The organism is Streptomyces sp. DG1A-41, assembly GCF_037055355.1.
GTDB lineage: Bacteria > Actinomycetota > Actinomycetes > Streptomycetales > Streptomycetaceae > Streptomyces.
The window spans coordinates 8,790,671-8,815,876 of the sequence record NZ_CP146350.1 but is presented as its reverse complement, the minus strand read 5'-3'; the positions used below and the strand labels follow the sequence as shown (position 1 = coordinate 8,815,876).

Genomic DNA, 25,206 nt, shown 5'->3' with positions numbered 1-25,206 from the left:
GATGCCCACCGCACCCCATCCCCAGACCACGGACGAGCTGTACCAGGCGCTCCAGGAGAACGACCAGCGCCCCTACGGCCGCACCCGCACCGTCACCGCCGAGGAACTGGTCGACGCCGCCGAGCAGTTCGCGGAGCCCGTCCCGCTCATCCATGCTCTCCTCGAGCTTCAGGAGGCGTACACGTACGGCTCCGAACCCCGCAAGTCGCCCGTCGTCTTCGCCCGCCTGCTCACCCTCTTCGACGAGCAGCCCGACGTCTTCGACGAGCGCCTGCGTCACATGCTGTTCTGGCGGTTCAAGTGGGTGGCCCACGCCCTGCGCCAACTGCCCGAGATACCGCTGTCCAGCCTGCGCCAGTGGCTCACCGAGATGCGCGACCGGTACGAGAAGGCCGGCCTCGGCCTCCAGCCGTACTACGGACAGGCGTACCAGCTCGCCGCCCACGTCGGTGAGGACACCACCCTCGCCTACGAGCTGTGGGCGGCCCGCACCCGCACCCGGCTGAGCGACTGCGAGGCCTGCGAGATCTGCGAGCGCGCCCTGTACCACCTGGCGGCGGGCGACGACGAGCGGGCGCTGCGCACCTGGGAGCCCGTCCTGGCCGGGAAGGAGTCCTGCCGGGAGGAGCCGACCCGCTCCGTGTCGTACGTGCTGTTGCCCCTGCTGCGCACCGGCCGCACCGACCGGGCCCGCGAACTGCACCTGGCCGGCTACCGCGGCTGCCGCCGCAACCCCTCGATGTCCCAGGAGGTGGGCCGGCACCTGGAGTTCTGCGCGCTGACCGGCAACGAGGCACGCGGCCTGGAACTGCTGGCCGAGAACCGGAGCCTGTTCGACGAGGTCGACTCGCCGCTGGACCTGCTCGGCTTCCTCACCGGCGTGGAGGTCCTTCTCCAGCGCGTCGAGCTCCTCGGCCACGGCGAACTGCCGGCCGCCGGATATTCGGGCCGCGCCTGGACGGTGGCCGAACTGCGCACCGAGGTGCGGGGGCGCGCCGACGACCTCGCGGCCCGCTTCGACACCCGCAACGGCACCACGTCCCACGCCGACCGCCGCAGGGCCCGCCTCGACCGTGCCCCGCTCCTGGACGCGCTGGAACTGACCCTGCGCCCCCGCAGCCTCGACGACGTGGCTCCGGCCGGCCCCGTTGCCGCGCCCGCCGCCGTCCCGGAATCGCTGCCCGAACTCATCGCCCGGGCACGGGCGTTGAACGAGCAGGGGCACCCCGACGCACCGGCCTGCTGGGCCCGGCTGCGCACGCTCGTCGCCGCCCGTGACTACACCCACCCCGACGACCCGGCCGTGGGCACGCTCGTCCATCTGCGAGCGGATCTGCTGGCCGACGAGGCGAGCCGGGCCGGCGACAAGGACGACTTCGCCGTCTCCGCCGTCCTCTACGAGGAGGCCGCCGGCCTGTACGACGACGCCGGACTGCCGGGTCACGCGGCACTCGCCCGCGCCAGTGCCCTGCTCGCCTCCGCCGAGATCCCGGCGCAGGGCGCCGCCGACGCGGCCGAGGCGAAGGCCGCCGAGCTGACCACCGCCCACGCGTCCATCGTCCGTCTGCACGAGGAGACGCCCGGTCTCGCCCCGTACCAGGAGGCCCGCCTGCTGAGGCTGCGGGCGACCGCGCTCGGCCTGCGCCTCCAGATCACGGGGAGCGAGGAGCACGCCGCGCCGGTCCTCGCCGAGGTAGAGCTGCTGCACGCGTTCGCCACCCGGCACGACGTCGCCGGGCAGGTCTCCGGCGCCCTGCTGCTGCGGGCCAGTACGTACGCCATCTCCGGCGACCTGCCCGCCGCGGTCACCGAGATCGACGCCCTCCTCGACCGGCTGAAGGCGCACGGCCCGGCCTGGCACCTGCCCCGCACGCTCGGGCTGCGGGGCCGGCTCCAGCTCGGCCTCCAGGACGCGCGGGCCGCGCACGCGGATCTGACCGAAAGCCTGCGACTGGCCGCCGACTGGCCGGCCGACGCGGTCGACGCCGCCCGCCTCCACGGTGATCTGGCCCAGGCCTGTATGTTCCTGGGGCGTCCCGATGAGGCACTGCGGCACCTGACGCGCTCCGCGGAGCAGGACCTTCGCCACGGCAGCCGGACCGACGCGTTCTGCGCCTACAGCAACGCGGCCCAGCTGAGCCTCGACCTGGGCCGCGTCGAGGACAGCATCGCCCTGCTCGACTCCCTGCTGGCGGAACCGGACGTCGCCGCCGGAGAACTGGACGACCGGCTCGTCGCCCAACTGCGCCTGACCCGGGCCCGTGCGCTGCACGCGGGAGACGACCTCAGGGCCGCCACGGCGGAGTTCGTCGCGCTCGCGGCCGAGTCGGCCGGCTGGGACGACGACCCGGGAAGCCACGCCATGATCGCCGCGGAGACCGCCGTACTCCTCGGAGAGTCCGGCGAGTTCGGCCGGGCCCGCGAGGCCGCGGATCAGGCACTCGCCGCCCACGCCCGGGACCCGCGCTACGAGCAGCTCAGCAACTGCCTGCGCGAACTCGCCCGCCTCCAGGGCCAGCAGCAGGGCCCCGACGGTCTCGCCGACGCGCTCGCCTTCCTCGCCGACGCCGGCCGCGTCGCCGATGAGGCCCGCGCCGCCGGGTACGAGGCCCACGGCCGTTCCCTGGACTCGGCCTTGGCCTACGAGCACGGGCGGGTCAACGCGTACGCCGGTGAGTACGAGGACTCCCTGGCCGCCCTGGAGAAAACGCTCGCCCTGCTCGGCGAGCCGGGAGCGGAGCAGGACCACGCCGAGGAGTGGGCCGAGTGCGTCCGTCTCGCGGGTGCCGTGGAGGGCATCTACCTGGAGCGCCCCGCCCCCGCCCTCACCCGCCTCGACGCGGCGGTCTCCAGCCTCACCGCCCTGGGTCACACCGACCAGACCGAGCCGCTGACGTCCTTGGCGGCCCGGCTGCGCGACGAGAAGTGACACGGCGTCCCCGGTGCCGGGCGGGCAGTCGCCTCGGCGCCGGGGGTGCCGCCTGCTCCCCACCCCTGCCGGGGCAGATGTGCCCGTAATGCCATCAGGCCCGGTTGAGCCGGGCGGCGATTCCGTGGCCGATCAGCAAGTAGATGACCGCCGGGAGACCGTAATTGAGAACAACACGTAGGCTCTCCGTGTCCATCGTGAAAATGTCCTGTGCCCATCCGGACAGCCAGTCCGCCATTCCGTGGACGAACTCGACAAAGGGATTCCCCTGGTTCGCGTCGAGCAGGTAGAGCACGATCCACAGGCCCAGCAGTCCAGCCGCCACGTCGGCGATCGTGCAGGTGGCGAGGGCTACCCGCCGCGCGGTGGCCTGCTTGCGGGCCGGGCTGCCAGGCGTGGGCGGCTGGTCGTAGCTCTGGTATCCGGAAACCGGGTCGGTGTTGTTCACAAAAAATTCCAATCTCGCGCGTGCGATGTTTGCAGGGATCGCCCCGGGCAGTGAGATTCAGCCTTGGACTGGCCCGTTTCTGCCTACTTCTGCGTCGCGCGAGCACTGCCGTGTTACACCTCGATCTGCGGCAGCCTGAAATACGGTTCCTATCAGGGGTCCAGTTCCAGGAACTGGGAGCGTGCCCGGGACGCGCAGGGCGCGAAGAGCCCGTCGGCCTGTTCGTCCGGGGTGAGCACGTCGTCGCGGTGCTCGGGGTCGCCTGCCAGGACCCGTACGACGCACTCTCCGCAGATGCCCTGCCGGCAGGAGGACGGCGCGTCCACGCCGTTGTCCAGGAGGACGTCGAGTGCGCTGCGGTCGGCGGGGACGTGGTACTCGGCCCCGGTGGAGGCCAGCCCTACGGTGAAGCTTCCCGGTTCCGGGCCGCCTGGGTCCGGGGCGTCGGCGGTGAAGCGCTCCTTGCGCGGTGCGGCGGGCGGCCGGCCCATCGCCTCGGCCGTGTTCAGGACGTGGTCCATGAAGCCGCCGGGCCCGCACACGTAGACGGGTGTGTCCGGATCCGGTGCGCCCAGGGTCTGTTGGGCGTCGAGGAGCCGGCCCGGGTCGCCGTCGTCGAAGTGGAGGACGACTCGGGGGTGGTCCGCCAGCCCGGATGCGAACGCGGCGTCGGTGCGGCTGCGGGCGCAGTAGTGCAGCGTGTAGTCGCCGCCCTCGGCGTCGAGGTGGCGGGCCATGGCCAGCAGCGGCGTGATGCCGATGCCGCCGGTGAACAGCAGATGGCGGCGCGCGGGGGCGAGGGGGCGAGAGGGGAAGCGGTTGCGCGGTGCGGAGATCCGCAACGGTCGCCGGGCCGCAGGGCGTGCATCGCCCTTGAACCGCCCCGCGATTCGGGGGCGTTGAGTACCGCCAGGCGGTACCGCCCGCCGTCCAGGGGGCCGCACAGCGAGTACTGGCGGACCAGTCCGGACGCCTCGTCGAGCAGCACGTCGACGTGCGCGCCGGGGGTGTAGGGCGGGAGGTGCGTGCCGTCGGCCGCGGTGAGGTCGAACACAGCGATGCCGGGCGTGGCCGCCCTCCGGGAGACGACGACCACGTCGGTCCAGGTTGCTGCCGCCACGGTCACGTCCCGGCGGCGGCCGGGTCCGCCGCCGTTGCTCCCACGGACGCCGTGCCGGAACCGGTGGAAACGGTGAACACACCGGACTCGACGCGCCGGGCAGGCCCGTCGGCCCGGCTCACGCCCAGCGGGTCCTTGCCGGCCTCGACGCCGTCGACCATGGTGCGCAGCATCCGGCGCACCACGACCACGACGCGGTCCGAGGTGGCCGGCGTCTCCTCCGAGTGCAGGGTGATCGGCTCCTGGGAGCCCTGGGTCCCGATGTCGCTCGGGTACCTGTGGAGCTCGTCCTCGGCCATCTCCCAACGTCTTGCCGTTCTGCTCGGCGCCGCACGCCGCCGGGTTCGCACGCCTTGACTGAGATCGATCGACTGACGCAGACCGTGTCCGGAGCATGGGACAGCCCGATCGCCGACCAGGTCGCCGCGCAGCGGGGTTGCCCGGCCGGCACTGCCAGGTGTTGGCGCTCCAGTGCCTCACATGTGTTTGTGCTCCCCGGCAACGGCCGTCGGCGATGTCTGCGGTGCGTGCCCGACTCGTATCGCGGACCGAAGTCCCTGGCCGCGGTGGCTGAGCTGATGGCACGGCTCAGCGACGGCGGCTCGGCGGTGGTGCGGCCGGTCGCCGCCGCGTCCGGGGCACTGACCACGACCGCGGCGACGGGTCTCGGTGCCATGCACGCCATGGTGGTCGAACCGGCGCCCGGCGCGGAAGTCGACGTCAGCGAACTCACCGAATCACGAGCCTGGCACTGGGGCAGGCACTGGCCCGTCTGCACCGCGATGCCGCCGGGCTCGATGCCGGTCTGCCCGAAGCCTTCGGCGAACTTCCCGGTATCGGTGAACTGTTTGCCGATGACGCCGAGTTGGTCGAGGCGACGGCGAGGCTCGCCGACGCCATGAGCGAATTGCCGCGGGGCCAGGACCGTTGGGGTGTGGTGCACGGTGACTTCGAGCTGGACAGCATGGCCTGGGAGGAGGGCGGCCCGATCGCCTACGACTTCGACGAGGCCGCCCTCTCCTGGTACGCCGCCGACATCGCCTCTGCCGTGCGCGACCTGACCGACCACACCGGCCTGCCCGCGACCGAGCACCGGGCCCGGTTCGACGTCTTCCTCGACGGCTACCGCAGCGTGAGCCCTTACGACGATCAGGACTTGGGGCGCCTGCCGCTGTTCGCCGGCCTGCATGCCGCGGCTTCTCTCGTACGCATCACCCGCGCGCTGGGCGAACCCGCCCGGCAGGAACCGGAGTGGCTGCCCGAGCTGCGCGATGCTCTGACCGACATGGCCCGCGCACACCGGCGACTCGCGATCGACATCGGCCGGAACGTGGGCCGAGGGATCCGCTGGAGATGTTCGACGGCCGCTGCTACGACGGTTGAAGCACTCCTCGAACGAAGTCCGCGACCAGCGTCGCCACCGCTTCCGGAGCCTCCAGGTTCATGGGGTGAGTGGCGTCGATCCTGGTGACGCTGATCGTCGGCCGGGTGCGGGAGAGCGCGGCCAGTTCGTCGGAGACCTCTTGTGCGAACCGGGTGCTGAACTCGTCGAACCACTCCATGCCGGGCGCCGGCGGTACCCGTCGGCCGGCCTGCACCAGCAGCAGTGGGCCGTCGGCCCCGTCCAGCCATGTGGTGACACCGAGCGCGCCGACCCTGTGGAGTTCGTCCCGGATCTCCAGCGCCGCCGCCCGTTCCGGCAGCGTCTGCCACGTGCCGTCGGGCAAGGGGCGTGCGGCCGCGCGGGCAGCGGCCTCCGCACGGTCGGCGGGAATCCCGAGCCGGGCGGCGTGGCGGACCTTCTCCTCGATGTACTCGGGTGGCGCGATGGCCCCGGCCGACGCCAGCAGTGCCTCACTCACCCGGTCGGCGCCGGGGTACTCGCGTCCCCACCAGAAGCCGTCGAGATTCACGGCGGCACGGGCACGGGCATGATCCGGGTTCGCCCGGGCGTACTCGACCGCGACGATTCCGCCGAGGGAATGGCCCACCACGACGGCCTCCGGCACGCCCTGCGCGTCGAGCGTGTCCGCGATGTGCCGCACGACGGTGGGCATGTCCCAAGGGGAGATATCGGGCGAGCGCCCGTGGCCGGGGAGGTCGACGGCGAGGACGCGATGCCCGGCGGTGAGGAGGGTGGCGGCGGCGTCCCAGTCGGTGAGCGACCGTGAGAAACCGTGCAGCAGAACCAGTTGAGGGCCTTGGCCCCCAAAGTCATGGACATGTAGGAGTGTCATTGGGTTGCACTGTAGGAGGCACACAGCATTTCGAGCACCGGATTTAGTATCTCCGTCGAGCGCGGAGTTCATCAACCGGTCAGAGGTCGAATTCGAGGTGCTCCACGTCGGTGAACTCGACTTCCAGGCCGTGGGCGCGGCGGCCGTTGTCGCGGAAGTACACCTCGCCCAGTCCCTCGGCCGCGATGTCGCGCAGCTGTTGTTCCGTGCCGCCGGCTTCCTTGGTCTCGAAGAGGCGGGCGGCGTACCGCGGGGGCAGGGCGACGGTGAGATGGCGCAGCCGGGCGTCGTCGGTGGTGCCGGGGGCGGCGGTGTATCCGAACCGGGCGCGGGTGTCGATGACGATGCCGTCGGTGGTGGCTGCGGCTTGTCTGGCCTTGGCCCGGATCTGGGGCTGCCATCGCGCTGTGACCTCGCGCTCCATGCGCTGCGCGAGGTCGGGCCGGGGCTTTTTGATCTCGTCCTTCACATACCGTTCGACGGTGCGCTGGGTGATGCCGAGCAGCTCGGCCACGGGCCTGGTGCCCTTGAGCTGCCTGACCAGATAGCGCATCTGCGCGCCCGCGCTCTTGGGGATCGGGCGTGTGAACGCCTTCCGCAGCGCGGCGTCGAGACCGTCCCCGACCGTGTCCATCGGCTCGCTCCCCTATTCTCCGTCGTCCTTGGCGGTGACCTCACCGGTCTTGATGTAGCGGGCGAGGTTGAGGACCTGGCCGTGTTTCTCACGCACCGCTTCGGCCCACAGAGTGGTCTGGGTGCCCTCGTGCTTGACCATGCCCGGCGACACCCCGAGCCGGAAGCTGCCGGGCACCGTCTTGTCGTCGGCGTCGTACGGCAGGACGTGGAGCGGGCTGGGACCGTCGGCGGCGTAGACGGCGCAGTCCGACAGGACCGCCACCGGGTACCGGCCGGTGGCCACGGCCAGGTTGAGCATCTTGCGGTGCATGTTGATCCGGGCCCGGGAGATGACGGCGGCGCGGATGTCGGGCCGCCACGTCGGGCGGGAGAGGGCCGGCCAGGGCTGCCCGGGCTTCCAGCCACCGCCATGCGCCCGTTCGCGCAGCTTGCCGATGCCGCCCTTCACCGTGGACTTGATCGCGTCCAGCACGATCGCCATCTCCGGATCGCGCTGCTTGTAGCCGTCCATCGCCTTCAGGAACTCCGGTGTGCGCAGCTTCTCGCCCACGCCCAGGTCCGCCATGGTGTCGACGTACGCGTTGCGCAGCCGCTTGTACCAGCCGTCCAGGAACCTGCCCTTGTCCTCCCTCACCCAAGCCTCGGTCGGGGCGACGTCGTAGCCGAGCTCCATCGCGTACGCCACCGTCGGAGTCGCGTACCAGGCCGGGCCCTGCGGGCGCTCGCCGGTCGGCGTGAACGGGCTGGGCAGCAAGGCGCTCTCGAGCCGGCGCCACTGCTTGCCGACCAGGACGCGGGAGAGGTCGACGTGGGAGAGGTCGACCAGCCAGGCCCCGGGCAGTGTCGGGTCGAAGACGGGGCCGGTGACGTGCACGGGCGGCGTCGCCAGGCCGACGACGGCACCGTTGGCAGCGGCGCCGAAGGCGAGGTTGACGTCGATACCGACCAGGTGCCGCCGCATGCACTCGGCGTCGGTGAGCTCGCGCGCCCAGTCGTACGCCTCCTCGAACAGCATTTCGTCCGGGCCCCGCTGGTGGAAGCGGGGCAGGCCGGCGAGCAGCGGATGCCCGTCCGGGGCCTCGCAGGGTGCGCAGTCGATCGGGTGCTCGCCCAGCGAGCCGGGCCGGTGTTCCTTGCGCCGCTTCCCCGTGGCGTCCGCCTCGCTCGCCCGGGTCGGCGGGTTGAGGGCGGTCATCAGCTCCAGGCCGGTGACGGCGGTCGAGCCGCGCGGCGTCATCACGCGGGCCGCGTAGGTGCCCAGGACGCGGGCGAGTTCCGCCGGTTCGAGCTGCGCTGCGTGGCCCCAGGTACGGGCGTCGAGCGCGTTCCACGACGGGATGCACACCTGCACGCACTGGCGCTGACGGCCCTGGGCAGGGCGGTAGATCCGAGCCCACGGCCCGAAACCTCGCTTGGTCAGCTGCCAGTCGGCCCGGTCGAGTTGCTTGAGGATCTTGTGGCCGTCCGGGAGGCGCCCGGCGAGCCGCTCGGAGTCCGACAGCGTCACCGGGAGCCCGTACCGCTCGCACGCCGCCTCGGTGAGTACGACCAGCGGGTCGGCATCCTTGCCGGAGCCGTGCAGCCTGGCGGCCCCGAGCTGAGCCTCCTTCAGCGTCCACTCCACCAGCGCGGGGAGCGACTTGGCGGGCACGTCGAGGACGAGGCCGCCGATGCCGTACCCGGTCACCTGGGAGCTGTTGTCGGCGTCGACGACGAGCAGCGGGCCGTTCGCGAACCGCGGGTCGACGTCGGTCGTCGGGGGGGCCGCCGGGGCCGCCTTCCTCGTACCGGGACGGCGCGACGTCGATGTCGATGTCGATGTCGATGTCGATGTCGGCTTGGTCGTGGCCGCCGGGCGCGGCACGGCGGCAGGACCGCTGGGGCGGGGTGCCGCGCTCTCGGGAGCAGCCTCCGGGGCCGAGCCCGCGGCACCTGTGCGGGCTTCGGGCGGTTCGGCTGCCGACGGCGCCGGCGCGGCAGGGGCAGGGGCAGGGCCGGCAGGCGTCTCGGGAACCGACGTGTCCTGCGGGGGCACCGCGGCGTTGGTGGCCGGGTAGAGCTGGGCGAGCTGCTTCAGCAGGCGGGCGTATGCGTCACGCTCCGGCGGGCGGGGTTCGGTCTTGCCGACCTCCCAGCCGCTGACCGTCGCGCGCCGCACTTGCAGTGCGGCGGCCACCTCGTCCAGCGTCAGGCCGTGGGCCTGGCGCAGCCGCTTGCGCTCCGCCGGGGGCGGCAGCGGAGAGCGGGACGCGACCAGCGCGTCGACCGCGTCGAACAGCTCGGACATGGGCACCTCCTGCTACGCGCCACCCTAGCGTGACGCGTAGGTTTCGCGTACCAAACGCGTACATGCAGCGTGCTTGTGGCCGTCTTGGGCAGTATCGAGGCCTACGAAGAGTGTCTGCGCAGCGAGTTCAGGCCCGTGTCGTGCGTGATGCGGTCGATGGTCGCTGCGAGAGTGCTGTCGGCGAAACGATGACCGTCTCGACTCCGTCAGGCAGCAGATCGAGCGGCGGGTACCAGTCGCGCAGTCGTGTCTCGTCCACTTCGTCAGCGATCGGCTGGGTTGCCGCGCAGGACGACCAGCCGGGCCGCTTCGCCGAGCCCTTTCCCCCGGAGCCGTGGCAGCTGCGGGGCGACATGCTCGTCGGACTGTGGCTGGTACCGCGGCAGGAGCTGCCCGGTCGGCCGCTTCCCGCCGGGGTGCGACCGGTCAGGTTGGGGCGGCGGTGCGTCTTGGTGACGTTCTGGGTGGACTGCCGGCCCGGTGGCACGCCGGCCTACCGGGAGCTGCTGGTGGCCTTGGCGGTGCGTGACGTGCGGGGGCCGGCCGCATGTGCTGCGGAGGTGTGGGTGGACGACGAGCGCTCGCTCGTCGGCGGCAGGGCGTTGTGGGGCATTCCCAAGCAGCGTGGGGGCTTCGTCTTCGGGGGGGGGCACTACGCAGACATCACGCGTGCGCATGTCCATGGAGCAGGGCGAGCCCGTCGGGGACGCGGCGGGCCGTCCGTGATGGGCCTCCATTGGGATCTGCTGCCCTTGCCGGGACGCCTTCCGGTACGCAGCCGACTGGTGCAGCCGCATCCCGTGCACGGTGTGTGCGAGGTGCCGTTTGCACTGTCGGGCCGCCCCCTTCTGGGGCGAGCCCGGCTGGTGGCCGAGCCCGGCGGCCCGCTCGACTGTCTCCACGGCCGGAGAGCGCTGCTGGCGGCTTCCCTGCGCGGCTTCCGCATGACCCTCGGCAGCGCCGAGGGCAGGTCGCGGTGACGGACTCGTTCAGGGGCGGCGTCATCTGGTGAACGCCTCGCGTGCGGAGTGGCGTACGCAGGAGAGGGCTACCACGAAGGGCCAGACGGACTGGAGAGTCGTGACCGCGCGTTCGGCCACACCGGCGACGCCATGGAGATGCAACTCGAGCAGGAACCATCCCGCGCCCACCGCCATCACCGCGGTGGCTCCCAGGGAGGGTAAGGGCCGCAGGGCCCATGGGACGCTGTCGCCGGTTCGGATAGCCAGGACGGGCCAAGTCGCCAGGACGGTGAAGCCGATGGCGGCGACCGAGCCGTGGCTCAGGGAGCCGCCGCTGCTCGGCGCCGGGACCACGGCCACGACCAGGGCGGCCACTCCCCCGGCCGCCAGTGCCACCCGGCCGGGGACCGCGGCCGGGTGCAACCCCCAGGCGGTGAGCAGGTGACAGGCGCCCAGGGCGATGAACGCGCCGGTCATCACCCAGTAGCCCGAGCCTCCGGGGGCCGCCAGGACGCTGATGGTCTGAGCGGCCGGGTCGTAGGCGGAACCTTGCAGTGATGCCGCCACCATCCAGCCGATCATCAACACGGCAGGGGCGCACGCCGACGACAGCAAGACCCATTTCGGAACAGATCGCACCAGGACACCGTAAAACGGATCACTCACTCCTCTCGTCCCACTACCGCTGCATCGGGCGGGTCCGTCCGCTGGTTTCGCGGCACGATGGGTCCGTGCGCCGACGGCGCCCGTGGCGGTCCGGTGCTCTGCCCGCGGAAAGGTGATCGGTCATGGAGCTCACTCTGGTGGTGCTGATCATCATCGTGGGGCTGACGTTCGACTTCACCAACGGCTTCCACGACGCCGCGAACGCGATCGCCACCTCGATCTCCACCAGGGCCCTGACGCCACGCGCGGCGCTGACCATGGCCGCGGTGATGAACTTCTTCGGCGCCTTCCTCGGGACCGAGGTCGCCCAGACCGTCGGCAGCGGCATCATCGCCGCTCCCGAGGACGACTCGGGTCTGCTGCTGGTCATGTGCGCGCTCCTCGGGGCCATCGGGTGGAACGTGTTCACCTGGTGGCGGGGGCTGCCGACCTCGTCCTCGCACGCTCTGATCGGCGGGCTGGTCGGTGCCGCGCTCGCCGCCTCCGCCACCGTTCACTGGTCCGGGATCGTGGACAAGGTCGTCCTGCCGATGCTGCTCTCCCCGCTGGTCGGTGTGGCGCTCGGCTACACCCTGCACGTGACCATCCTGTGGCTGTTCCGCCGTTCGACGCCCCGGCGGACCATGCGCCGGTTCCGTATGGCACAGACCGTCTCCGCCGCCGCGATGGGGCTGGGGCACGGGTTGCAGGACGCGCAGAAGACCATGGGCGTCATCGTGCTCGCGCTGGTGACGGCGGGCTGGCAGGACGACTTCTCGGTTCCGGTGTGGGTCATCGCCGCCGTGGCGGCCGCCATGGCCGCCGGCACGTACAGCGGCGGGCGTCGCATCATCACCACCCTCGGCCGGCGCATCGTGCACCTCGATCCACCGCGCGGGTTCGCCGCCGAGACCGCTGCCGCGGCCGTCCTCTACACCACCGCGTTCCTGGTGAAGGCGCCGATCTCCACCACACAGACGATCACCGCGGCCATTCTGGGTGCCGGTGCCACCCGGCGCGCCTCGGCCGTACGCTGGCAAGTGGCCCGCACCATCGTCACCGCCTGGGTGCTCACGTTCTTCGGCGCCGGGGTTCCCGCCGCCGCGCTCTACCTCGTCCTGCACGCCATCACCGGTCTGTGATCCCAGCCCGGAGGCCCCACATGACCGCCTTCCCGCCGCAGCCGCCGAACCCGCCGACCCGGCAGTCCCCTGCCGGACCTCCGGACGGCCTCCCGGTGCCTGGGCGTTTCGCGCATCTGCACCCCGACGACGGTGCCTGCCTGATGGAGAGCGCCGCGTTGCTGGCCGGCGGCCGGTTCACCGACAGCCCGGCCGGTACACATCCGGTGCTCGCGGCTCTGGCCCGTGTGGTCAACGACAGCGTCGGTGACCACACCCGGCAGGCCCTGTGGCCGCTGGCCGCCGAGCTCGCCGACGCCCGGCCCGTGGAACGGGCGTATGCGCCGCGGCTCGTCGGCACGGTCGTGGACGCGGCGCGCGTGCTGCGTCCCGCGTCCCGACGCCTGGCGCGACACGGCCGTGCGTGCCGTCGGCGGGGCGAGCGGCTTGCGCACGTCCGTGCGGGCGGGCTGCCGGGGCGTGTCGCCGATCTGCTGTGGTGGCGCGGCCCGGGGCGGCGGTACCTCGAACACGCTCTTCGGGTGCTGTGCGCCGCACCCGACGCGGATCAGCGTCTTGCCCGGCTGCTGCGGAAGGCCGTGGCCGAAGCCCGGGGTGCCGTGTCCCGGGGCGGACGGGTGCCGGCTGGAGAGGGGCGCCGCAACCGGTAGGGGCGCGGGCCCGTCCTACAGGGCACCATGATCCCTCCAACTTTCGCCGACCTCCGGGCCGCGCCGGTTCGGCAGGCGCTCGACTTCGCCTGGACGCAGACCCGGGCGTGCGCGTTCGCCATCGCGCTGCTGTCCGGCGTGGCCGTGTCCGCCCTGCTGCCCGATCTTCCCGTCGCGCGCTACGACCTGCTGGTGGTCTACGGCGTGCTGCTCACGCTGGTGTTCTGGCTGCGCGGCTGGGAGAGCGGGCGGGACGTCGCCGTCATAACGGTCTGTCACGTCATCGGTCTGGCCTTCGAGCTGGTGAAGGTGTCGCTCGGTTCGTGGAGCTACCCGGAGCCGGGTGTGCTGAAGTTCGCCGGTGTTCCGCTGTACGGAGGGTTCCTCTACGCGGCGGTCGGCAGCTACGTGTGCCGGGCCTGGCGTCTGTTCGATCTGGCGCTCGTGCGCTACCGCCCGCGGGCGACGGCGGTGGTGGCCGCGGCCGTCTACGTCAACTTCTTCAGCCATCACTGGCTGCCCGACGCGCGCTGGGTGCTGGCCGGACTGCTGCTGGCCGTCACCGCGGGGACGTCGGTGTGTTTCACGGTGCGGGGTGTGCGCCGACGCATGCCGTTGGCGCTGTCGTTCGTCCTGATCGGGTTTTTCCTGTGGGTGGCGGAGAACCTCGCCACCTTCGTCGGCGCCTGGCGCTATCCGTTCCAGGAGCACGGTTGGGAGCCGGTGGGCGTGCAGAAGTTCGGCGCCTGGGCTTTGCTGATCAGCGTCACGTTCGTCCTGGCGGCGGTCGGGCGGCGCTCGGATCGCGAGGCGGAGCGGTCGGTGCGGTGACGGGTGCGGGGAGTGCGAGTCGTCGCCGAGGCCCCGGCCACGTATCATCCTATGGACCTGAATCGTGCGATTTGCCATCGAGGGTGGTCACCGACCGTGGCCATCCTCGCCGGAGTGATCAATGTCCCGCACCGGCACGACGGACGACGGCGACGAGCTGCTGACCAGGCTCGAGGCCCTGACGGCCCAGGCGCGCGCACAGGCCGAGATGCAGCGGTCGCGGGTCGAGCTGGCCATCGCGCTTCAGCGCGGCATGCTCCCGCGCGACCTGCCCGTCGCCCACCGGCTGCATCTCGCCGTGCGGTACGCGCCCGCATGCCAGGGGCTCAACGTGGGCGGCGACTGGTACGACGCGTTCACGCTGGGCGACGGCCGTATCGGGGTGTCCATCGGTGACGTCCAGGGACACAACATCGAGGCCGCCGCCTTCATGGGGCAGGTGCGGGCCGGACTGCGGGCCCTGGCCTCCGTCACCAGCGAGCCGGGCGAGGTCCTGGCCCGGACCAACGATCTGCTGGTGTCCCTGGGCTCCGATCTGTTCGCCACCTGCACCTTCATGCGGCTCGACCCGTGCGCCGGCGTGCTGGAGAGCGCGCGGGCCGGGCACCTGCCCTGCGTCTGGGCCACGGCCGACGGGAAGTCCGGCGTCACCGCGGACGAGGGCGGGCCGCCCCTGGGGATCCTGGCGGGGGTGCCGTATCCGGTGACCCGGTACGAGCTGACCACGGGTGGCGTGTTCGTGCTGCTCACGGACGGTGTCGTGGAGGGGCCCTCCCTGCCGCTCGAGGAGGGCCTCGACCAGGTGACGCGGCTCGCGGGGACCGCGGCGGTGGCGGGCATGGACGTGGACGCGCTCGCGGCCGCCCTCATCAAGGGTGCCGAGCGTGTGGGGCACGACGACGACGCCGCCGTGCTGGTGGTCGGCCTCGACGGGCCGGAGGCTCAGCCATAGGGCCGCAGGGCCCCCGCTCTCACCTCGCCGTCGCGGCGGCCTCGGTGTCTCATGGCTGCTGTGGTGGCTAGCCAGGATCTGCGTACGCCGGTCGTCGTCGCTCTCCAGACGCTGGCCGTCGCCGCCTGCTACTACGTCTCCGGGCAGCTGGGCCTGCTGCGGGAACTGGTCGTCGGTGGCTCGGTCGTCACCCCCATCTGGCCTCCCACCGGAGTCTCGGTCGCCTTCCTGCTGATCTTCGGGCTGCGCTGCTGGCCTGGGATCGCCCTGGGCGCCTTCCTCGTCATCCTGTCCCTCACATCGCCGAGCCCCTCGTCGTTCGGCGTCCTGGTGGGCAACACGGTCGCGCCCGTCGTGGGGTACCTGCTGCTGCGCCGGGCCGGTTTCCGCACCGATCTGGCGCGGCTGCGGGACGGTCTCGCCCTGGTGTTCCTGGGCGCGTTCACCGCCATGCTGATCAGTTCGACGGTGGGCGCCGGTCTTCTGCTCGTCACGGGCAAGCTCGACTGGGCGAGCTTCTGGGCCGTGTGGCTGGCCTGGTGGGTGGGTGACGCGATGGGTGTGCTGATCGTCGCCCCGGTGCTGCTCCTGCTGTCCCGCGTCCGCCCGCCGCTGCGCCTGGCGCGCTGGAAGGAGGCCACGGGCCTCGCGCTGATCATCTGCTGTGTCGTTCCGCTGGCCGCGCACAGCCCGGTCAGTCTGCTCTTCCTCGTCTATCCCCTGCTGATCTGGGCGGCTCTGCGCTTCCAGTTGGCCGGCAGCATGCTGTGCGCCCTGTTCGCGTCGATCACGGCGACGGTGGCGGCGACCGACCGGGCCGGACCGTTCGAGCGGCTGACCAGGGTGGAGGTGATGATCAAGCTCCAGGCGTTCAACGGGGCCATGGCCTTGACGGCCTTGATCCTGTCGGCCGTGATCACCGAGCAGATCAACACCCGGCGTTCGGTGGGGCGCGCGTGCCAGGAACTGGTCGAGGTCCTGGAGCACCTCACCGCGGGCGAGTCGGCGGACGGCCGGGCCCCACTCGAGGACGGCGGGCTCGGGCGGAGGCAGGACGAGTGACCGTACGCCTCCCACAGGCCCACCGGGCGGTCGTTACCCAGGCGTACCGTTGACGCCATGACCGATGTGGAGGTGCTGCAACTGCTGGTGTCGCCCGCGCACCGGCTGGCCGGGCGGCCGGCGGGCGGCCCCTCCCCCGGCCCGTCCGACGAGCTCGTCCCCCGGGTGGAGGTACGCCGCGGTCTGGGACTGGTCGGCGACCGCTACTACGCCCGGCCCGCCCACCGGAACGCGGCGGTGACCCTCATGGCCGCGGAGAACCTCCCGGCGGACGCCGACCTCCGGCACACCCGCCGCAACGTCCTGCTCAAGGGTGTCGACATCGACTCCTGCGTCGGATCGACGATCGCCCTCGACTGCGGCACCGGGCCGGTGGTGTTCGCCGTGACCCGGCCGGCCCGGCCCTGTGCCTGGATGGACGTGACCATAGGCCCCGGCGCACAGCGCGCCCTGCGCGGGCGGGGCGGTGTGCGGTGCACGCCGCTGAGCGACGGGGAGATCACGCTGGGCCCGGCGACGTTCCGCGTCGTCGCCGGACCCGACGATGCCGGGCCATGAGGCGCACCCCCGCGCCCGGTGTGTGTTCAGCCGGCCGCCGGGGCCGTGCGGATGGCGGCGATGTCGAGTTGCAGCCGCACCTTCTCGCTCACCATCGCGCCTCCCTCGGCCAGCCTGCTGTTGTACGTCAGGCCCCAGTCGGAGCGGTCGATGGTGGTGGTGCCGTCGAATCCGACCCTGTCGTATCCGAAGGGGTCGGTGACGTGCCCGATGTAGGTCATCTCCAGTACGACCGGCCGCGATATGCCTTTGATGGTGAGGTCGCCCGACATGCGATAGAGGTCGGCACCCGCCTGTTCCACCGCGGTACTGGTGAAACGCATTCGTGGATAGGTCGCGGCATCGAGGAAGTCACGGCCGACCAGGTGGGCGTCGCGTTGTTCCACCCCGGTGTCGACGCTGGCGGTGAACAGGGTGAGATCGGCCCGTGACCGGGCGGGGTTGCGCGCGTCGAAGTAGAGGCGGCTTTCGTACTCCAGGAAACAACCGCGCACGGTGGTCACCATGGCATGCCGGACGGAGAAGCCGATCCTGCTGTGAGCAGGGTCGACGACCCATTCGCCGGTGAGATTCACCAGGTCGGGGTCGGGCAGGACCGCGGTGGGGGAAGCCGGTGCGCCCGCGGGACGCTGTGGGGGGATCGGCGGCGTCTGCCGGCGGGACGGCACGACGCGGTTGAACAGGTTCATGATTCATCTAGGTACTTGAGTTTGGTTATCGCCGCAAGTCCCCTTCGCGATTACGGCCGTTGCGGACGAGCGCCTGACCTTTTTGCCGCCGCTTTGCACCGAATCCACACATGCCTGTCGCGCTGCACCGACGAAATGACCATCCGGGAGTCGAGGGTTTTTTATTTCGGGCATACCGGCGATTCGGCCGGTGTCACCTCGATCGCGAGGTCGTTGTCGACGGTGCAGCGGGGGCGCGAGGAGGATCCGCCCGCCGTGAGCGCCGGGTGGACGAGGACGTCCTTGCGGTCCGCCACGTCGTCGAGGAGCCGGCCGATCCGGATCGGCGGCGCGTCGGTGGTGGGCCGGACGAAGGCGTCCCAGATCCGGGCCGGGCCGGCCGCACCGCCCATCAGGTCCTCGGGGCCTGCGGAGGAGAAGTCTCTGCCGTCGTCGTCGATCCGGGGGCGGAGGTCCCGTACGGTGTCGCTCCCCCGCAGGCGCATCCGTACGGTGGCGTCCTCGTGGAGTTCGGCGCCGTGCAGGCGGGCCTCGACCGTCAGGGCCTCTTCCGTGACGTCGATGGTGCGGGCCTCCGCGTGGGCGGTGCGCCGCCAGGCCCTGAGTGCGAGGAAGCCGTCCTTCGTGACGCACGGGATTCTGACGGCGCCCGGAGAGGGCCGGTCGCGCAGGTGGCCGTCGACGAGGGCGCGCAGGTCTGCGAGGCCGGGGCGCAGCCGTTGTGCATCAGGAAAGAGATCTTCATGGTGGCGTAGACCTCGCCAACCACCGGACAGTTGTTCGCCGTTGTCACTCTGTGGCCCGGTCGGAGCGTGGGCACGGACCGGCCGGTTCCGGCGTGCTCTCGGACATAAGTGGTCTGGGCCATACCGGTTTGCCGCCGGGATGTGGATAGCTTGATGTGATTGCCCGCGGCAGCGTCGCGTCATCGGGTGCACCGTCGTCATCGATCTCCAGGAGACCCATGCGCCCCCGAATAACCTCCGTTCCGCGCCTCACGTCCCTTCCGCCCATGGCCCTGGCCGGTGGCGCGCTGGCCGTGGGCGTCGGCGGTCTGTATCTCGCCGGGCTGATGCTGACGGGCGGGGAGATCGACTCCGGTACGACGGTGCGCGGGGTGGAGATCGGGGGCCTGAGCCGTGCGGAGGCGGTGCGGAAGCTGGAGCGGCGGCTGGGGGCGGCCGGGGCGCGGGAGCTGTCCGTGAAGGTCGGTGACCGTACGGGCAGGGTCGATCCGCGGCGTGCCGGTCTCTCCTTCGACGTCGGGGAGACTGTCGACCGGGCGGCGCGCATCGGCGCCGATCCGTTCAGCGTGATCGGCGGGTTCTTCCGCTCGGGCGGTGAGATCGAGCCGGTCGTACGCCTCGACGAGGACAAGGCCCGGGCAGCCCTCGGCCGGCTGGCGAAGGGGCTCGACCAGAAGGTCCGGGACGGTGCCGTCGCCTTCGAGGACGGGCGGGTCGAGGAGGTCGTGCCGCGCACGGGGTACGCGCTGGACGTGGAAGACGCCGTGGGTTTGCTGCGCTCCTCCTTCCTACGCGGCGACACCCGCTCGGTCACGCCGCTGCCCGCCCGCGAGACCCGTCCGAAGGTCACGGCCGACGAGGTACGGCGGGCAGTGCGCACGTTCGCCGAGCCGGCCATGTCGGCGCCCGTCACGCTCACCGCGGCCGGCAAGCGGTTCACGGTCGGGCAGTTTGTGCTGGGCGAGCACCTGGCGATGCGGCCGGACGGCAGCGGAAGACTGAGACCGGAGCTGGACGCCAAGGGCCTGCGCGATGATCCCGCCGTGGCCGGTCCCCTGGACGACGTCACCACCACCGCCGAGAACGCCAGGCTGCGGCCGGACGGCGACAGGGCCGTGATCGCCGAGGACGCCAGGGTGGGCCAGAAGGTCACCGACAAGGCGCTGGGCAAGGCGGTGCTGCCGCTGCTCACCAGGTCGGGCGCTGCCCGCAGCGGCGAGGTGGCCGTGGACAGGATCCAGCCCGAGGTCACCCGCGCGAACGCCGCGGAGCTGGGGCTGACGGAGACGATGTCCTCCTTCACCGTCCACTTCGAACCGGCGGAGTACCGCACGAAGAACGTCGGCCGGGCCGTGGAACTCATCAACGGCTCCCTCGTCAGGCCGGACGAGACGTGGAGCTTCAACCGGACCGTCGGCGAGCGCACCGAGGCCAACGGCTTCGTCGAGGGCGTCATCATCCTCAACGACCGGTTCACGAAGGCGTCGGGCGGCGGTGTCTCGGCCGTGGCGACGACCGTGTACAACGCGCTGTTCTTCGCCGGGGTCAAGCCCGTGGAGCACGGCGCGCACTCCTTCTACATCGAGCGATACCCGGAGGGCCGCGAGGCGACGGTCGCCTGGGGCAGCCTGGACCTGAGGTTCACCAACGACTCCGGCAAGGCGATCTACATCCAGGCCGAGTCCACGGACACGTCCGTGACCGTCTCCTTCCTCGGCACCAGGAAGTACGACGAGATCAAGTCGGTCAAGGGCCCGCGCACCGAGGTGAAGAAGCCCGAGAAGAAGGTGAGCGACGACAAGGAGTGCGTGCCGCAGACGCCGCTCCAAGGGTTCGACGTCACGGTGGAGCGCGTCTTCTACAGCGACGGCCGGGAGGTGAAGCGCGAGCCGTTCCGGACGCACTACACGCCGCGTGACGAGATCGTGTGTGAGTGATCCACTCGCCGTTCGCCTTCCTGCGCAAATCTCCTTTTCGAACAGGGCGTTGACCCGCTCCCGGAGCGCCAGCACAATGAGCGCGCACTGAGTGAGAGCGCTCTCAAGGGAGATTCATGACTGGCAGACCAGGCCCGGCACTCAGCCGGCGTTCGCTCATCGGTGCCGGAATCGGCATCAGTGCTGCGGGGCTCACCGCCGTCGGCTCGGGGCAGGCCCTGGCAGCCGGTTCCTCCGCCGCGCGTCCCGCATCGGCCCCGGCCCAAGGGCACGCCTTTCTCGCCGCCGCCATGGACGCCTACCCCGACCACGGCAGTGTCCGCCTGACCCAGAGCTACACCGACCAGGCCGGCCTGTTCAGCACCGCGTTCACCTACGACAACGCCCTGGCGGTACTGGCCCACCTCGCGGCCCGGAGGCAGGAAAGCCTGGCCAGGGCAAGGGACTTGGGCGACGCCCTGCTCTACGCCCAGCTCCACGACCCGGCGTACGACGACGGCAGGCTCCGGCAGGCCTACAACGTCGGGCCGTACACCTTCTACGACGGCTCGCCGCAGCCCGACGGCTTCGTACGGGCGGACGGCACCGCCAACGTCGGTACGCAGTTCGGCTTCACCGGCACGGCGGTGGGCGACATGGCCTGGGCGGGCATCGCGCTGAGCGCCCTCGCCCGCCGTACCCGGGCGCGTCGTTTCCTCACCGGTGCCGTGCGGATCGGCGAGTGGATCGAGCGGACGGGCCGTACCGACGAACCGCTCGGCGGCTACAAGTTCGGCGTCGACGGGGCGAATCAGAAGCTGCCGTTCACGTCGACCGAGCACAACACCGACCTGGTGTGTCTCTTCGGCCGGCTCGCCCGGCTGACCGGCGACCGGGTGTGGCTTGAGCGGCGGGCGCGGGCCGAGGCCTTCGTACGCGGGATGTGGAAGCCGGCCGGGGGCTTCTTCTACACCGGCACCAACGACGGGGTGACCGTCAACAAGTCCCCGGTTCCGGAGGACACCCAGACCTGGACCCATCTGGCGCTCGGCTCCCGCACGGGTGGGTACGCCCGTTCGCTGGACTGGGCCGTCGCGGAGCTGGCCGTCGTGGATCACGCGGGCCGCAGGAACAGCACGGTGCCCGCGGGGCAGTCGTACGAAGGCGTCACCTTCAGTTCCGCGAGCCGCGTGGCGAACGAGGACGCGCCGATCGCACAGGGTCAGCCCAAGCCCGACCGCAACGGTGTGTGGTTCGAGGGGACGGCTCATCTCGCGCTGGCTCTGCGGGAGCGCGGGAAGCGTGGTGACGAGGCGCGTGCCCGGCGGCTGATCGCCTCGATCGAGCAGGCCCAGGACCTGCTGGGCGGCGGTCAGACCGTCGGCGGCAGGGCGCTGCCGGAGCGGGCGGGGGTGGTGTCCGCGAGCAGTCCGCTGGACACCGGGTTCGGCTTCGGCTACTATCCGTACCGGCACACGGGGGCGACGGCCTGGTACGTGATGGCGGCGGCGCGCTGCAATCCGCTGCGGGCGTGACAGGTCGGCCCGGCCCGCTGTGGCGTAGCCGGGCCGGGCCTCAACTGACGTGGTGGACCGCCTGGTTGGTCAGTTCGTAGCGGGCGCCGACGATCGCCAGCCGACCGGTGCTGATCTTGGCGGCGAGGTCGGGCTCCGCGGCCAGCCGGGAGCGGACGAGGCGGACGTTGGCGTCGACGGTGGCGTCGATCCGCGCGTCCCCTTCCGTGCTGTGGTCGATGGCCGGGCATATCTGGTCGGCCAGATACTGGATGTGGGCGGGCAGGCGCCCGCCGGACCGCTCCGCCTCGACCGCGGCCCGCACCGCGCCGCACGACTGGTGTCCGAGCACCACGACCAGCGGTATGCCCAGTTCCAGGACGCCGTAGGCGACGCTGCCGAGGACGGCCTCGTCCAGTACCTCGCCGGCGGTGCGTACGGTCATCAGGTCGCCCAGACCCTGGTCGAAGACCAGCTCCGGGGGCACGCGCGAGTCGATGCATCCGAGCACGACGGCGAAGGGGTGCTGGGCGGTGGTCAGCGTCCGCCGGATCGCGGGGGTTTCGTGCGGGTGGCGTTCGCGGAAGGCTCGCCAGCGGCGGTTGCCCGCGGCCAGTTCCGCGAGGGCTTCCTGCGGGGTACTGGGCCGGGTGCCGGCGGCGGGGGCGGGGGCGCTCGTGGCGGCGGTGGCCGGGCGGGCGGCTGCGAGGCCCGCGCCGAGGGCCGCGGCACCGGTCAGCGCGGTGCGCAGCAGAGTGCGGCGGACGGTGCCGCCTGTGGTCGGCCGTGGACCGGCGAAGGGGTGCGGTTCAGGGCCGGCGCCTCTGTGGGCGGTGGCAGATGAGTTCACGACCAGAACGTACGCCCGGATTCGGGGCCGATCTCGCTCCTTGCCGTTTCATGGTGAGAGTTGGGTAAGTGATGTTCTTACCTTGAATGGTTTTTGACGATCCCTCAGAAAAGACGCAGGACGCCCCGGGCCGGCCCGGGGCGTCCTGTCAGGCGGGTGCGATCAGACCAGGTCGAACCGGTCCAGGTTCATGACCTTGACCCACGCCGCGACGAAGTCGTTCACGAACTTCTCCTTCGCGTCGTCGCTCGCGTAGACCTCGGCGAGCGCCCGCAGCTCGGAGTTCGAGCCGAAGACCAGGTCGGCGCGGCTGCCGGCCCACTTGACCTCGCCGGTGGCGGCGTCGCGGCCCTCGAACGTGGTCTGGTCCTCCGAGGTCGCCTTCCACGTCGTGCCCAGGTCGAGCAGATTGACGAAGAAGTCGTTGGTCAGCGAGCCGGGCGTCTTCGTGAGCACGCCGAGCTGGGACTGCTGGTGGTTGGCGCCGAGGACGCGCAGGCCGCCGACCAGGACGGTCATCTCGGGGGCGCTCAGGGTGAGCAGGTTCGCCTTGTCGAGCAGCAGGTACTCGGCCGGCAGGCGGTTGCCCTTGCCGAGGTAGTTGCGGAACCCGTCGGCGGTCGGCTCGAGCGCCTCGAAGGACTCGACGTCGGTGTGCTCCTCCGTCGCGTCCACACGGCCCGCGGCGAAGGGGACCTCCACCTGGAAGCCGGCTTCCTTGGCGGCCTTCTCGACGGCGGCGGAGCCCCCGAGGACGATCAGGTCGGCCAGGGAGACCTTCTTGGCACCGGAGCCGGAGTTGAACTCCTGCTGGATGCCTTCCAGGACCCGCAGGACCTGGGCCAGCTCGTCGGGCTCGTTGACCTCCCAGCCACGCTGCGGCTCCAGGCGGATGCGGGCGCCGTTGGCACCGCCGCGCTTGTCGCTGCCGCGGAACGTGGACGCCGAGGCCCAGGCGGTGGACACCAGCTGCGAGACCGACAGACCCGACTCGAGGAGCTTGGTCTTGAGGGTCGCGATGTCCCCGGCGTCGATGGGCTCGCCCTCGGCCTCGGGCAGCGGGTCCTGCCACAGCAGGGTCTCCTCCGGGACCTCCGGGCCGAGGTACAGCGACTTCGGGCCCATGTCACGGTGGGTCAGCTTGAACCAGGCGCGGGCGAAGGCGTCCGCGAACAGGTCCGGGTTCTCGTAGAACCGGCGGGAGATCGGCTCGTAGATCGGGTCGAAGCGCAGCGCCAGGTCGGTGGTGAGCATCTTCGGGCGGTGCTTCTTCGAGGAGTCGTGCGCGTCCGGGACGATCTCCGGGGCGTCCTTCGCGACCCACTGGTGGGCGCCGGCCGGGCTCTGCTCGAGCTCGTACTCGAACTCGAAGAGGTTCTTGAAGAACCCGTTGCTCCACTGGGTGGGCGTGCTGGTCCAGGTGACCTCGAGGCCGGAGGTGATGGCGTCGCCGCCCTTGCCCGTGCCGTAGGTGCTGCGCCAGCCGAGACCCTGCTCCTCCATGGAGGCGGCCTCGGGGTCGGCGCCGACGTGGTCGGCCGGGCCCGCGCCGTGGGTCTTGCCGAAGGTGTGGCCACCGGCGATGAGGGCGACGGTCTCCTCGTCGTTCATCGCCATGCGGCGGAACGTCTCACGGATGTCGCGGGCCGCGGCGAGCGGGTCCGGGTTGCCGTTCGGGCCCTCGGGGTTGACGTAGATGAGGCCCATCTGGACCGCGCCGAGCGGGTTCTCCAGCTCGCGGTCGCCGGTGTAGCGCTTGTCGTCGAGCCAGTTGGTCTCGGGGCCCCAGTACACGTCCTCCTCGGGCTCCCAGACGTCCTCGCGGCCGCCGGCGAAGCCGAAGGTCTCGAAGCCCATCTGTTCCAGGGCGACGTTGCCGGTGAGGATCATGAGGTCGGCCCAGGAGATGCTCTGGCCGTACTTCTTCTTGACCGGCCACAGCAGACGGCGGGCCTTGTCGAGGTTGCCGTTGTCCGGCCAGCTGTTGAGCGGGGCGAAGCGCTGCTGGCCGGCGCCGGCGCCGCCGCGGCCGTCGCTGATGCGGTAGGTGCCCGCGCTGTGCCAGGCCATACGGATCATCAGGGGGCCGTAGTGGCCGAAGTCGGCCGGCCACCAGTCCTGCGAGGTGGCGAGCACCTCGGCGATGTCGCGTTTCACGGCCGCGAGGTCGAGAGCCTTGAACGCCTCGGCGTAGTCGAACTCCTCACCGAGGGGGTTGGCCACCTCGGGGTTCTTGGCAAGGATCTTCAGGTTGAGGCGCTCCGGCCACCACTGACGGTTGCCGCCACCCTGGGTGGGGTGCAGGGCGCGGCCGTGCGCCACGGGGCAGCCGCCGCTCGTCTCCTCCTGCTTCGGGTCGGTGACGATCGCGTCGTGGTTCTCAGTCATGGAAATCCTTCCGGACGGGGTGGATCGCGGTGCTCGGGTGGATCACGTGCTCAGGAACTGCGGGCGGTGGAACAGTCGGGGCACAGGCCCCAGTAGATGACCTCGGCCTCGTCGACGGCGAAGCCGCGGTCGTCGGACGCGGTCAGGCAGGGGGCGTGGCCGACCGCGCAGTCGACATCGGCGACGGCCCCGCAGGACCGGCACACGAGGTGGTGGTGGTTGTCGCCGACCCGTCCCTCGTAGAGGGCCGGGCTGCCGGGCGGTTCGAGGCGGCGCACGAGTCCGGCCGCGGTGAGTGCGTGGAGCCCCTCGTACACGGCTTGGACGGAGATGTGGCCGACGCGGCCGCGTACCTCGGCGGCGATCGCCTCGGCGCCGAGGTGGTCACCGTCCCGCACGGCCTCGAGCAGTGCGACACGGGCGGCCGTCACTCTCAGGCCGGCACCGCGCAGCTCCTCGGCGGTGGTCGGGTTCCGGGATGCGGTCATGGCGGACAACCTATCCGCACTAACACGAGCGATTCAAGAAAACGAATGGTTCAATTTTCGTGTCGCGCGGGTGCGGCTTGGTGTGGCGGCCTTTTGGGACACCGTGAGCTCCGTCACAACACCGATGATCGTGCTTCGGCGCGGTGGCGGGATGGT

The 25,206-nt window shown here is 71.4% G+C and carries 23 protein-coding genes and 1 pseudogene; 11 read left to right on the top strand and 13 right to left on the bottom strand.

The features are described 5' to 3' along the window. Position 1: 1 nt before the first annotated feature. On the top strand, positions 2 to 2,929 hold the full coding sequence (locus V8690_RS40775; RefSeq protein ID WP_338785039.1) for a hypothetical protein: 2,928 nt from the start codon (positions 2 to 4) through the stop codon (positions 2,927 to 2,929). Positions 2,930 to 3,023: 94 nt separating this feature from the next. On the opposite strand, the gene V8690_RS40770 is transcribed toward V8690_RS40775, so the two are convergent. From V8690_RS40770 to V8690_RS40760, 3 genes are all read right to left on the bottom strand, one after another. Further along, positions 3,024 to 3,377 (bottom strand): hypothetical protein, encoded by a 354-nt coding sequence (locus tag V8690_RS40770; RefSeq protein WP_338785037.1) that lies wholly within the window; start codon positions 3,375 to 3,377, stop codon positions 3,024 to 3,026. A gap of 152 nt (positions 3,378 to 3,529) precedes the next feature. Beyond that, the gene (locus V8690_RS40765; RefSeq protein ID WP_338785036.1) at positions 3,530 to 4,219 is read right to left on the bottom strand and encodes a PDR/VanB family oxidoreductase; all 690 of its coding nucleotides are present in this window, start codon (positions 4,217 to 4,219) and stop codon (positions 3,530 to 3,532) included. A 280-nt stretch (positions 4,220 to 4,499) separates the two neighbouring features. Beyond that, positions 4,500 to 4,796 carry a hypothetical protein gene (locus V8690_RS40760; RefSeq protein ID WP_338785035.1) on the bottom strand — a complete coding sequence of 99 codons (297 nt, stop codon included), beginning with the start codon at positions 4,794 to 4,796 and terminating at the stop codon, positions 4,500 to 4,502. A 437-nt stretch (positions 4,797 to 5,233) separates the two neighbouring features. Between V8690_RS40760 and V8690_RS40755 the strand changes: the two genes are divergently transcribed. After that, a complete protein-coding gene (locus V8690_RS40755) occupies positions 5,234 to 5,968 on the top strand; it encodes a phosphotransferase (RefSeq protein WP_338785648.1) in 735 nt (244 codons plus the stop codon). On the opposite strand, the gene V8690_RS40750 is transcribed toward V8690_RS40755, so the two are convergent. The 4 genes and pseudogenes from V8690_RS40750 to V8690_RS40735 all read right to left on the bottom strand — a co-directional run. Continuing rightward, on the bottom strand, positions 5,868 to 6,734 hold the full coding sequence (locus V8690_RS40750; RefSeq protein WP_338785034.1) for an alpha/beta fold hydrolase: 867 nt from the start codon (positions 6,732 to 6,734) through the stop codon (positions 5,868 to 5,870). The two genes, V8690_RS40755 and V8690_RS40750, sit on opposite strands and share 101 nt — an antisense overlap. Before the next feature lie 79 nt (positions 6,735 to 6,813). Beyond that, positions 6,814 to 7,368 carry an XRE family transcriptional regulator gene (locus V8690_RS40745; RefSeq protein ID WP_338785033.1) on the bottom strand — a complete coding sequence of 185 codons (555 nt, stop codon included), beginning with the start codon at positions 7,366 to 7,368 and terminating at the stop codon, positions 6,814 to 6,816. 12 nt (positions 7,369 to 7,380) lie between these two features. Continuing rightward, the gene (locus tag V8690_RS40740) at positions 7,381 to 9,657 is read right to left on the bottom strand and encodes a helix-turn-helix transcriptional regulator (RefSeq protein WP_338785032.1); all 2,277 of its coding nucleotides are present in this window, start codon (positions 9,655 to 9,657) and stop codon (positions 7,381 to 7,383) included. A gap of 101 nt (positions 9,658 to 9,758) precedes the next feature. Beyond that, positions 9,759 to 9,940, bottom strand: a pseudogene (locus tag V8690_RS40735) (kinase); the annotation flags it as partial. A 535-nt stretch (positions 9,941 to 10,475) separates the two neighbouring features. On the opposite strand from V8690_RS40735, the gene V8690_RS40730 reads away from it, so the two are divergent. Next, positions 10,476 to 10,637 (top strand): hypothetical protein, encoded by a 162-nt coding sequence (locus V8690_RS40730; protein WP_338785031.1) that lies wholly within the window; start codon positions 10,476 to 10,478, stop codon positions 10,635 to 10,637. A 21-nt stretch (positions 10,638 to 10,658) separates the two neighbouring features. On the opposite strand, the gene V8690_RS40725 is transcribed toward V8690_RS40730, so the two are convergent. Beyond that, complete coding sequence (locus tag V8690_RS40725) at positions 10,659 to 11,258, bottom strand: DUF998 domain-containing protein (protein ID WP_338785030.1); 600 nt, start codon at positions 11,256 to 11,258, stop codon at positions 10,659 to 10,661. Positions 11,259 to 11,407: 149 nt separating this feature from the next. Here V8690_RS40725 and V8690_RS40720 point away from each other — a divergent pair, with 149 nt between their 5' ends. The 6 genes from V8690_RS40720 to V8690_RS40695 all read left to right on the top strand — a co-directional run bounded on the left by V8690_RS40720 (position 11,408) and on the right by V8690_RS40695 (position 16,459). Continuing rightward, positions 11,408 to 12,406 carry an inorganic phosphate transporter gene (locus tag V8690_RS40720; protein WP_338785029.1) on the top strand — a complete coding sequence of 333 codons (999 nt, stop codon included), beginning with the start codon at positions 11,408 to 11,410 and terminating at the stop codon, positions 12,404 to 12,406. Between the two features lie 20 nt (positions 12,407 to 12,426). Beyond that, positions 12,427 to 13,056 (top strand): hypothetical protein, encoded by a 630-nt coding sequence (locus V8690_RS40715; protein ID WP_338785028.1) that lies wholly within the window; start codon positions 12,427 to 12,429, stop codon positions 13,054 to 13,056. A 27-nt stretch (positions 13,057 to 13,083) separates the two neighbouring features. Further along, on the top strand, positions 13,084 to 13,887 hold the full coding sequence (locus V8690_RS40710) for a DUF817 domain-containing protein (protein ID WP_338785027.1): 804 nt from the start codon (positions 13,084 to 13,086) through the stop codon (positions 13,885 to 13,887). A gap of 121 nt (positions 13,888 to 14,008) precedes the next feature. Further along, positions 14,009 to 14,839, top strand: a complete 831-nt coding sequence (locus V8690_RS40705; RefSeq protein ID WP_338785026.1) for a PP2C family protein-serine/threonine phosphatase — start codon at positions 14,009 to 14,011, stop codon at positions 14,837 to 14,839. A 60-nt stretch (positions 14,840 to 14,899) separates the two neighbouring features. Further along, a complete protein-coding gene (locus tag V8690_RS40700; protein WP_338785647.1) occupies positions 14,900 to 15,901 on the top strand; it encodes an MASE1 domain-containing protein in 1,002 nt (333 codons plus the stop codon). Between the two features lie 57 nt (positions 15,902 to 15,958). Further along, complete coding sequence (locus tag V8690_RS40695; RefSeq protein ID WP_338785025.1) at positions 15,959 to 16,459, top strand: molybdenum cofactor biosysynthesis protein; 501 nt, start codon at positions 15,959 to 15,961, stop codon at positions 16,457 to 16,459. 26 nt (positions 16,460 to 16,485) lie between these two features. On the opposite strand, the gene V8690_RS40690 is transcribed toward V8690_RS40695, so the two are convergent. Next, positions 16,486 to 17,148, bottom strand: coding sequence for a YceI family protein (locus V8690_RS40690; RefSeq protein ID WP_338785024.1), 663 nt, complete (start codon positions 17,146 to 17,148; stop codon positions 16,486 to 16,488). Positions 17,149 to 17,309: 161 nt separating this feature from the next. Then, positions 17,310 to 18,077: a hypothetical protein gene (locus V8690_RS40685; RefSeq protein WP_338785023.1), complete on the bottom strand. Its 768-nt coding sequence runs from the start codon at positions 18,075 to 18,077 to the stop codon at positions 17,310 to 17,312. Between the two features lie 35 nt (positions 18,078 to 18,112). On the opposite strand from V8690_RS40685, the gene V8690_RS40680 reads away from it, so the two are divergent. Together V8690_RS40680 and V8690_RS40675 are read left to right on the top strand one after the other, a co-directional pair. Further along, positions 18,113 to 19,831 carry a VanW family protein gene (locus V8690_RS40680; protein WP_338785022.1) on the top strand — a complete coding sequence of 573 codons (1,719 nt, stop codon included), beginning with the start codon at positions 18,113 to 18,115 and terminating at the stop codon, positions 19,829 to 19,831. 116 nt (positions 19,832 to 19,947) lie between these two features. Beyond that, positions 19,948 to 21,345 carry a Tat pathway signal sequence domain protein gene (locus V8690_RS40675; protein WP_338785021.1) on the top strand — a complete coding sequence of 466 codons (1,398 nt, stop codon included), beginning with the start codon at positions 19,948 to 19,950 and terminating at the stop codon, positions 21,343 to 21,345. Between the two features lie 40 nt (positions 21,346 to 21,385). Here the strand turns inward: V8690_RS40675 and V8690_RS40670 are convergent, their stop codons facing one another. From V8690_RS40670 to V8690_RS40660, 3 genes are all read right to left on the bottom strand, one after another. Then, positions 21,386 to 22,063, bottom strand: coding sequence for a carbonic anhydrase (locus tag V8690_RS40670; RefSeq protein WP_338785646.1), 678 nt, complete (start codon positions 22,061 to 22,063; stop codon positions 21,386 to 21,388). A gap of 273 nt (positions 22,064 to 22,336) precedes the next feature. Beyond that, positions 22,337 to 24,562 (bottom strand): catalase/peroxidase HPI, encoded by a 2,226-nt coding sequence (gene katG / locus V8690_RS40665; RefSeq protein WP_338785020.1) that lies wholly within the window; start codon positions 24,560 to 24,562, stop codon positions 22,337 to 22,339. Positions 24,563 to 24,612: 50 nt separating this feature from the next. Further along, the gene (locus tag V8690_RS40660; protein ID WP_338785019.1) at positions 24,613 to 25,050 is read right to left on the bottom strand and encodes a Fur family transcriptional regulator; all 438 of its coding nucleotides are present in this window, start codon (positions 25,048 to 25,050) and stop codon (positions 24,613 to 24,615) included. Positions 25,051 to 25,206 lie beyond the last annotated feature (156 nt).